The following is an 8477-nucleotide window of genomic DNA, read 5'->3' as shown; positions in this document are numbered from 1 at the left end:
CCGCGTGCGGATCGGTCGCCAGCGCCGCCAGCGCGATCGCCGGCGCGGTGTTGCGCCCGACCGGCTCCAGCACCAGCGCCTGCGGCGTCGCGCCCGCCGCCGCCAGCTGCGCCTCCACCTCGTCCGCGTGCGCGGCATTGGCGACCACCACCGGCGCGGCGAAGCCGTCACCCTGCGTGCGCGCCGCCGTCAGCTGCAGCATCGTTTCCGCCGCGGTCAGCGACAGGAACTGCTTGGGCTTCTCCGCCCGCGACAGCGGCCACAGCCGCGTCCCCGATCCGCCCGACAGGATCACCGGAACGATCTGCGTCATGTGCCGTAGAACTCCCGATACCAGTGGACGAACCGCCCGATCCCCTCGCGCAGCATCACCTTCGGCTGATAGCCGGTCAGCGCGTGCAGCTTCGCCACGTCGGCGAAGGTGGCGGTGACGTCGCCGGGCTGCATCGGGCGCATGTGCTTGATCGCGGTGCGGCCCAGCGCCGCCTCCAGCGTGCCGATCATGTCCATCAGCCCGACCGGGTGGCTGTCGCCGATGTTGAGGACGCGGTGCGCGCCGCGCGCGGGCGGGTGGTCAAGCGCCCCCACCACCCCGTCGACGATATCGTCGATGAAGGTGAAGTCGCGCGCCATCTTCCCCTCGCCATAGACCTCGATCGGCTCGCCCGACAGGATCTTCCGCGTGAAGCCGAAGATTGCCATGTCCGGCCGCCCCCACGGGCCGTAGACGGTGAAGAAGCGCAGTCCGGTCTGCGGGAATTTGTAGAGCGTGGCATAGGCATCGCTCATCAGCTCGCACGCGCGCTTGGTCGCGGCATAGAGCGACACCGGGTTCACCGCGGCATCGTCCTCGCTGAACCCGCCGCCGTTCAGCGGCCGGTCGCCATAGACCGAGCTGGACGAGGCATAGACCAGATGCTCGAACCCCGGCGCATGGCGGCTCGCCTCCAGCAACGACAGATGCCCCGCCAGGTTCGACCGTTCATAGGCGAAGGGATTGTCGATGCTGTAGCGCACCCCCGCCTGCGCGGCGAGGTGGACGATCCGCTTAACGCCATGGTCGCGCACCAGCGCCGCGACCAGATCGGCATCGGCGATATCGCCGCGCACCATCCGCATCGCCGGCCGGTCGGCGAAGCTGGCGGCGCGCGCCTCCTTCAGCGCGGGATCGTAATAATCGTTGAAATTGTCGATCCCGATCACGCTGTCGCCGCGGTCCAGCAGGCGGTGCGCGACGGCATGGCCGATGAAGCCGGCCGCGCCGGTGACGAGGATGGTCATCGCGTCGCTTCCCCGTCCCCGGCGCGCGTCATGTTCAGCGCCCGATGCTGGTGTAATCGAACCCGGCGGCGCGCACTTCGTCGGGGACGTAGATGTTGCGCAAATCGACCAGCACCGGCGACGTCAGCAGCGACTTCACCCGCGCCAGGTCCAGCGCGCGGAATTCGTCCCATTCGGTCACGATCGCCAGCGCGTCGGCGCCCTCGATCGCGCTGTACGGCCCGTCGCAATAATCGACATTGTCGAGCACCTTCCTGGCCTGCTCGACTCCCTCGGGATCGTACGCCTTCACCGTCGCGCCGGCATCCTGCAGCGTCTGGATCACCGCGATCGCGGGCGAATCGCGCATGTCGTCGGTGTTCGGCTTGAACGTCAGCCCCAGCACCGCGACGGTCTTGCCGCGCACGTCGCCGCCCATCGCGGCGATGATCTTGCGGCCCATCGCGCGCTTGCGGGTGTCGTTGACCGCCACCACCGCCTCGACGATGCGCTGCGGCGCGTCGTAATCCTGGCTGGTCTTGAGCAGCGCCAGCGTATCCTTGGGGAAGCACGACCCGCCATAGCCGGGGCCGGCGTGCAGGAACTTCGACCCGATGCGATTGTCGAGGCCGATGCCGCGGCTGACGTCCTTCACGTCGGCGCCGACCTTCTCGCACAGGTCGGCGATCTCGTTGATGAAGGTGATCTTGGTCGCCAGGAACGCGTTGCCGGCATATTTGATCAGCTCCGCGGTGCGGCGGCGCGTGACCAGGATCGGCGCGGCGTTGAGGTACAGCGGGCGGTACACCTGCCGCATCACCTCGGTCGCGCGGTCGTCCTCCGAGCCGATCACGATCCGGTCGGGGCGCTTGAAATCGTCGATCGCGGCGCCTTCGCGCAGGAATTCGGGGTTGGAGACGACACCGAACTGCGCCTGCGGCGCGGCCTCGCGGATGATCCGCTCCACCTCGTCGCCGGTGCCGACCGGCACGGTCGACTTGGTGACGACCACCGCATAGCCGGTCAGCGCCTCGCCGATTTCCTTGGCGGCGGCGTGGACGTAGGTGAGGTCGGCATGGCCGTCGCCGCGGCGCGAGGGCGTGCCCACCGCGATGAAGATCGCATCGGCGCCCGCCACGCCATCGGCCAGATCGGTCGTGAAGCGCAGCCGCCCGGACTGCACGTTGCGCGCGACCAGTTCGTCCAGCCCCGGCTCGTAGATCGGCATCACGCCGTCCAGCAGCCGCTCGATCTTGCTCGCGTCCTTGTCGACGCAGACCACGTCGTGCCCGAAATCGGCGAAACAGGCACCGGACACCAATCCGACATAGCCGGACCCGATCATGGCGATCTTCACGAACGTCTCCCTCTTTTGTGATCCGTCAGGCCGCCCGCACGTGGTGCGGCGCAAAACGATCGCGGCGCTCGCGACTTAGCCTGATCCGGTCGGGAATCAAGCGTCGCGCGCGCCGCAGAGGGACAGGCCGAGAGGGTGGAACGTCAGACCAGAAACCAGAAAAGCCCCAGCGTCGCCCACAGCGCGGGAACCCCCGCGGCCAGCAGCAGCAGGCGCGCGCGCGGGCTCCATTTTTGAACGCCCTGCGACGGCGCGGCAAACAGGCCGGCATTGGGGAATGCCTCGACATTGCTGCCACCGAACGCGGCGCTCACCGCGCCCGCGGGCAGCGGCGCGTCGAATTCGCAGCCATAGCCCTCCGGCCCGTGCCAGGCGACCCGCGCGCGGGTCAGCCCGACATGCGCGATGCCGATGCTGAACGCCGTACCCGGCGCGATCGTCGCGGCGGTGCGCAGCCGGCAACCGTCGCGGGTCAGGTCGACCAGCAGCGTCTCGATCGCGCTGCCGTCATCCAGGCGGATCGTTCCCGGACGGCCCAGTTCGCCGCGCAGCGCGCCGCGACGATCGTGCGAATCGGCCAGGCGCCGAGCAGCCATATCCATCAGCGTCGTCCCATCCCCGGTTCCAAGGGCGACAGGATGCACCGTCGAAGGTTTACAAACCGCTCACGGCGGGCGCGGCGTGAAAAAGATTCGGCCGGAAAATCATCGGCCAGACCATACCCGATACCCGAAACGATCTTTTTTTCCAATTTTACGCTTGCATGAAACCCGCCGATTTGGGACCAGTTGTGCAAGCGCCGTGTCAGAATGACACAGAACGGCGCACGGAGAGGATGAATGATCGAATTTGCCCATGCCGATGACGTGGTTTCCGCATCGGCGCTGCTCGGCTTCGGTGGCTCGCTGGCGACCGGTTTGTTGTGCTGGGCGGCGATCATCGTCGCGCTGATCTGATCGCCGGCCGCTCGGCGCGTCCCGCGCCGGGGCCGTTCCGGCGCGCCTGACGGCCGTGCCGATCGTTGCGGCCGCCATGGCCGTTGCTTCCTGCAGATGTCTGCCTATAGTCCGCGCCCGCAGGCGACGATGTATCGGGACAATCGGTTCCGGTCGGAAAGTCGGGGGAGAAGCGCGTGAATGATGGTGTGCAGCGATTGATCGCTGAGCCATCCCTGTCATCAGGCCTGCTGTTCCGCGGCGCTCCGTCGCGGACGCTTCGCGTGCATCTGGCGCTGTCGGTCGTGCTCGGCGACCTGGCGGCGATCATGCTCGGCATCCTGGTGGCGTGGTTCGTGAAACCGGATCCGTCCGCACTGGTGGCGCTGCTCGCGGTCACGCTGCCGATCTACGCCGGTACCGCGCTCAATTCGCGCGCCTTCGCGATCAGCACGCTGCGCCGCGGCAGCGGCGGCGTCTCGATCGCACTGCGCTCGCTCGCGTTCAGTTTCGCGGCGCTGTTCCTGCTGGTCTATTTCATCCGCAGCGAACAGTTCATCCCGCGCTCGATGCTGCTGACCACGATGGTCGCCTCCGCGCTGTTGCTGGGCGGCTTCCGCATCGCCGTGGGCAGCTATATCCGCCGCCACCTCAACGACCGGCTGTTGGCGGAAATGGTCATCTTCGACCGCGCGCACACCCATGTGCCCGACCGGATGATCCAGATCGACGCGGAAACGACCGGCATCACGCCCGACCTGACCGATCCGGCCGCGCTGCATCGCTTCGGCGAACTGGTGCGCGACATGGACCGCGTGGTGATCGTCTGCGAACCGGAGGCGCGGGCCGACTGGGCGATGATGCTGAAGGGCGCCAACGTCCTGGGCGAGGTGATGGTCGACGACATCGGGTCGTTCGGCGCGTTCGGCATCAGCGCGGTCGCGCATCACCCCACCCTGCTGGTCGCCAGCGGCCCGCTGACGCTCAGCCAGCGGGTGACGAAGCGGCTGTTCGACCTGGCATTGTGCATCCCCGCGCTGATCGCACTGGCGCCGGTGCTGCTGCTGACCGCGCTGGCGGTGAAGCTGGACAGCCGCGGCCCGGTGTTTTTCCGCCAGCGCCGCGTCGGGCGCGGCAACGCCTTCTTCGAAATCCTGAAGTTCCGCAGCATGCACGTCGCCGAATGCGATGCCGACGGCAATGTCTCCGCCGGGCGCAGCGACAGCCGCGTGACCCGCGTCGGCCGCTTCATCCGCAGCACCAGCATCGACGAGCTGCCGCAGCTGTTCAACGTCGTGTTCGGATCGATGAGCCTGGTCGGCCCGCGCCCGCACGCGCTGGGTTCGCTGGCCGGCACGCAATTGTTCTGGGAAATCGACAACCGCTACTGGCACCGCCATGCGTGCAAGCCGGGGCTGACCGGGCTGGCGCAGGTGCGCGGCTTCCGCGGCGCGACCCACCGGCGCGAGGATCTGACCAACCGCCTCCAGGCCGATCTGGAATATCTCAACGGCTGGAGCATCTGGCGCGACATCTCGATCATCTTCGCGACGCTGCGCGTGGTCGTCCACCGCAACGCCTTCTAGACCGCGGCGATACTCCGGGAGGTGGTCGGCACGTCTGCCAAGCCCCACTCCGTCATGCCGGTGGCCCGCTAACGGGCTCCGGCCCCGCCCCTCACTGCTCCGCAAACGTCTTCGACAACCGCGCCAGCAGCGGGCCGACCAGATAATCCAGCGCGCTGCGCGCCTTGGTCGGGATCATCACCTCGACCGGCGTACCTGCACGCAGCGCCCCGGCGGTGCCGTCGCGGCGCATCCGCTGCACCTCGGCCGGGGCCAGCCGGATCGCGGCGGTGTAGAACACCTGCCCGGTGCGCTCGTCCTCGATACTGTCGGCGGACACGCGCTCGACCGTGCCATGCAGCGGCGGGGCCAGCCGGCCGCGCGAACCGGCGGCGCGCACCTCGGCGGCCTGCCCCTGCGTCAGCTCCATCGCATCGGTCGCCGATACCTTCGCCTCCACGACGATCGCGTCGCGGGCGGGGACCAGTTCCAGCAGCCGCGCGCCCGCGGGTACCACCGATCCCGCCATCGCGGGCTGCAACGCGGTGACGGTGCCCGCGAACGGCGCCCGCACCACGGTGCGCCGCAGCTGGTCGCGCGCCGCCTGCCATTGCGGCAGCACCGCCGCCAGATCGTTCTGCGCCGTGCGCAGCCGCTCGGCATTCTGGTTCGCCCGCTCGCTGCGCAGCTGGGTCAGCTGCAACTGCGCCTCGCCCGCCTGATTGCGCAGCCGCGCCATCTCCGCAACCGTCTCGCCCTGATCGCCGTCCAGCGCCGCGGCGGAGCGTTCCAGGTTCAGCACCCGCTCGCGCGTCGCCAGTCCGCGCGCCAGAAGGCCGCGATACGCGTCCAGCTCGCTCGCATTCAGCGCCCGCTGGCGCTGCGTGGAGCCGAGCCGCTGGCGATAACCGTCGATCTGGTGGCCCACCTGCACGCGCCGGTCGCGCAGGACCGCGGCCTGCGCCCCCTCCAGCGCGCGCTGCGCGTCCAGCTGCGCCTGCTCGCTCGCCAGCGCCGCCGCCGCCAATGCGCGGTCGGCGTCAGAGGACGCACCGAGCGTCGCGGGCATCGCGACTCGGGACCCGCCGCGCAATTCGGTCTCGATCCGCGCGATTTCGGCCTGCAATCCGAATGTACGGGCCGCCAGCGACCGCTCCTGCGCCAGCGCCTCGCTGGCGGTGAAGGCGACCAGCTGCTGCCCGGCGCGCACGCGCATCCCGTTGCGCACGTCCAGCGACGAGATGATCCCCGCCGCCGGCGCCTGCACCACCTGCCGCGCGTCGGTCAGCCGCACCACGCCGCCGCTGACCACCGCCGCATCCAGCCGCGTGGCGACCGCCCAGCCGCCGAACCCCAGCACCAGCAGCCCGGCGAGCGCCGCGCCCCAGCGCAGCTCGCGGCGCGGATCATGGATCGCGGTACGATCGCCATCGGGCAACGCGAACCGGTCGAAGGTGGCGGACATGCTCATGCGTTGGCCTTCCGGGGGCGATAGGATGCCGGGGTGATGGCGGAAATGAAGCTGGCGGGGCGCTGACCGGAACCGGGGCCGGAGCCGGGATCTCCCCCCGCCCCCGCGATCGGCCCGAATTGCGCGATGCGGCCCGCCTCCAGCACCAGCAGCATGTCGGCACCGGCCAGCACATCGGTGCTGTGCGTCGCGAACAGCACGGTCCGCCGCGCCTCGCGCATCCGCACCAGCAGCGCGGCGAAGGCGCGCTGCGCCTCCGCGTCCAGATGCGCGGTCGGTTCGTCCAGCACCAGCACCGCCGGATCGCCGAACAGCGCGCGCGCGATCGCCACCTGCTGCGCCTGCCCCGCCGACAGCCCGGTACCGCCGATGTCGAGCAGCGTGTCATACCCTTGCGGCAGCCGCGCGATCATGTCGTGCGCGCCGATCGCCTGCGCCGCCGCGATCGCCGCCGCGTCCAGCCGCATCGCCTCCTGCGCGTCGTTGGGGCGGCGGAAACGGGTGATATTCTCCTTCACGGTGCCGGGGAACAGGATCGAATCCTGCGGGACGAAGCCGACATGCTCGGCCAGCCGCTCGGCATCCCAATCGGCGCGCGACGTGCCGTCGAAGCGGACGTGCCCCGCCTGCGGCGCCACCGCGCCCGCGATCGCGCGCAGCAGCGTCGACTTGCCCGCGCCGCTGTGCCCGACGATCCCGACGATCGTCCCCGGTTCCACCGCGAAGCCGATCTCGCTCAGCAGCACGCGCCCGGTCAGCGGCGCACACACCGTCAGCTGTTCGACCTGCACCGCGCCCGTCGGTGCGGGCAGCGCGGTGTGCTCGCGCACCGGCGCTCCGTCGAACAGGCCGCTCAGCCGGCGATAGGCGGCGCGCAGCGACACGATCGTGCGCCAGCTGCCGACCGCCTGCTCGATCGGCGCCAGCGCGCGCGACATCAGCAGCGACGCGGCGATCATCGACCCGGCCGACAGGCTGCCCTCGATCACCAGCACCGCACCCAGCGCCAGCGACCCGGACTGGACCGCCAGGCGGAAGAACTTGATGATGCTGCCATGCGCGCTGCCCGCGAAGCTGGCCTCCAGCTGAAGCGCATTGGCCGCGCCGCGCTCGCCCGCCTGCCGCCATGACAGCGACTGCACCATGCCCAGCGCGCGCGCTTCAGCGGCAAAAGCGGCGGCGTGATTCTGCCGGGCATAGGCGATGCTCACCGCCTCGCCCGCGCGCTTCATCGGCGATGCGGTCATCGCCTCGTTCGTCCAGGCGAGCGCCAGCAGGATGGCGCCCGCGACGATCATCATCAGCCCCAGCGCGGGGTGCAGCAGGAAGGCGACCAGGATGTAGATCGGCGTCCACGGCGCATCCATCGCCGCCAGCACGCCGGGGCTGCCGATCCCCTGGCGCACGGTGTCGAAATCGCGCATTGCCTCGGCGCGCTGGACCCGCGACAGATCGGGGCGGTTCATCGCCACCGCCAGCGTGTCACGCGCCAGCGTCGCCTCCAGCGCCGCGCTGGCGCGGATCAGCACCCGCGAGCGCAGCCATTCGAACGCCGCCAGCGCCGCCAGCCCGGCCAGCGTCAGCAGCCCCAGCGCCACCAGCGTCGGGATGCTGCCGCTGGGCACCACCCGGTCGTACACCTGCAGCATGAACAGCGACGGGGTGAGGTACAGCAGGTTGCCCAGCGCGCTGAACGCCGCCGCCCCCGCCAGGTGCGGGCGACAGCGCGCGAACGCGCGGCGAATCGGGTCCGCGCTGCCGCGCATGGAACGGGGGGAGGCGATCGACGACATGGGGGGAACCTCGTGACACGCACCGGCTGCGCGTGCGTACACGCTAGGCCGGATTGGTTAGCGAAGCGTTGACCAGCCCCGCTTTTGTCCCGCGTT

At 70.0% G+C, this 8477-nt stretch carries 7 protein-coding genes; 1 reads left to right on the top strand and 6 read right to left on the bottom strand.

The window, feature by feature from the left end:
* From COA07_RS09790 to COA07_RS09775, 4 genes are all read right to left on the bottom strand, one after another.
* A partial coding sequence (locus COA07_RS09790; RefSeq protein ID WP_169924231.1) for a sugar phosphate nucleotidyltransferase occupies positions 1 to 313 on the bottom strand: 313 nt, incomplete at its 3' end.
* Positions 310 to 1281: an SDR family NAD(P)-dependent oxidoreductase gene (locus COA07_RS09785; RefSeq protein WP_066707555.1), complete on the bottom strand. Its 972-nt coding sequence runs from the start codon at positions 1279 to 1281 to the stop codon at positions 310 to 312. The genes COA07_RS09790 and COA07_RS09785, both read right to left, overlap by 4 nt.
* Before the next feature lie 34 nt (positions 1282 to 1315).
* A complete protein-coding gene (locus COA07_RS09780; protein ID WP_066707558.1) occupies positions 1316 to 2617 on the bottom strand; it encodes a UDP-glucose dehydrogenase family protein in 1302 nt (433 codons plus the stop codon).
* A gap of 143 nt (positions 2618 to 2760) precedes the next feature.
* Positions 2761 to 3219: a PilZ domain-containing protein gene (locus COA07_RS09775; protein ID WP_066707561.1), complete on the bottom strand. Its 459-nt coding sequence runs from the start codon at positions 3217 to 3219 to the stop codon at positions 2761 to 2763.
* A gap of 617 nt (positions 3220 to 3836) precedes the next feature.
* Here COA07_RS09775 and COA07_RS09770 point away from each other — a divergent pair.
* A complete protein-coding gene (locus COA07_RS09770) occupies positions 3837 to 5138 on the top strand; it encodes a sugar transferase (protein ID WP_066707563.1) in 1302 nt (433 codons plus the stop codon).
* Positions 5139 to 5229: 91 nt separating this feature from the next.
* On the opposite strand, the gene COA07_RS09765 is transcribed toward COA07_RS09770, so the two are convergent.
* Together COA07_RS09765 and COA07_RS09760 are read right to left on the bottom strand one after the other, a co-directional pair.
* A complete protein-coding gene (locus tag COA07_RS09765; RefSeq protein ID WP_083956713.1) occupies positions 5230 to 6588 on the bottom strand; it encodes an HlyD family type I secretion periplasmic adaptor subunit in 1359 nt (452 codons plus the stop codon).
* Positions 6585 to 8354: a type I secretion system permease/ATPase gene (locus tag COA07_RS09760; protein ID WP_066707567.1), complete on the bottom strand. Its 1770-nt coding sequence runs from the start codon at positions 8352 to 8354 to the stop codon at positions 6585 to 6587. Before COA07_RS09760 ends, COA07_RS09765 begins: the two co-directional genes overlap by 4 nt.
* Positions 8355 to 8477 lie beyond the last annotated feature (123 nt).

Origin of the sequence: Sphingomonas adhaesiva (genome assembly GCF_002374855.1) — a bacterium.
Classification (GTDB): domain Bacteria; phylum Pseudomonadota; class Alphaproteobacteria; order Sphingomonadales; family Sphingomonadaceae; genus Sphingomonas; species Sphingomonas adhaesiva.
Note: the sequence above shows the minus strand (reverse complement) of the source record. Positions and strands in the feature narration are given on the sequence as shown.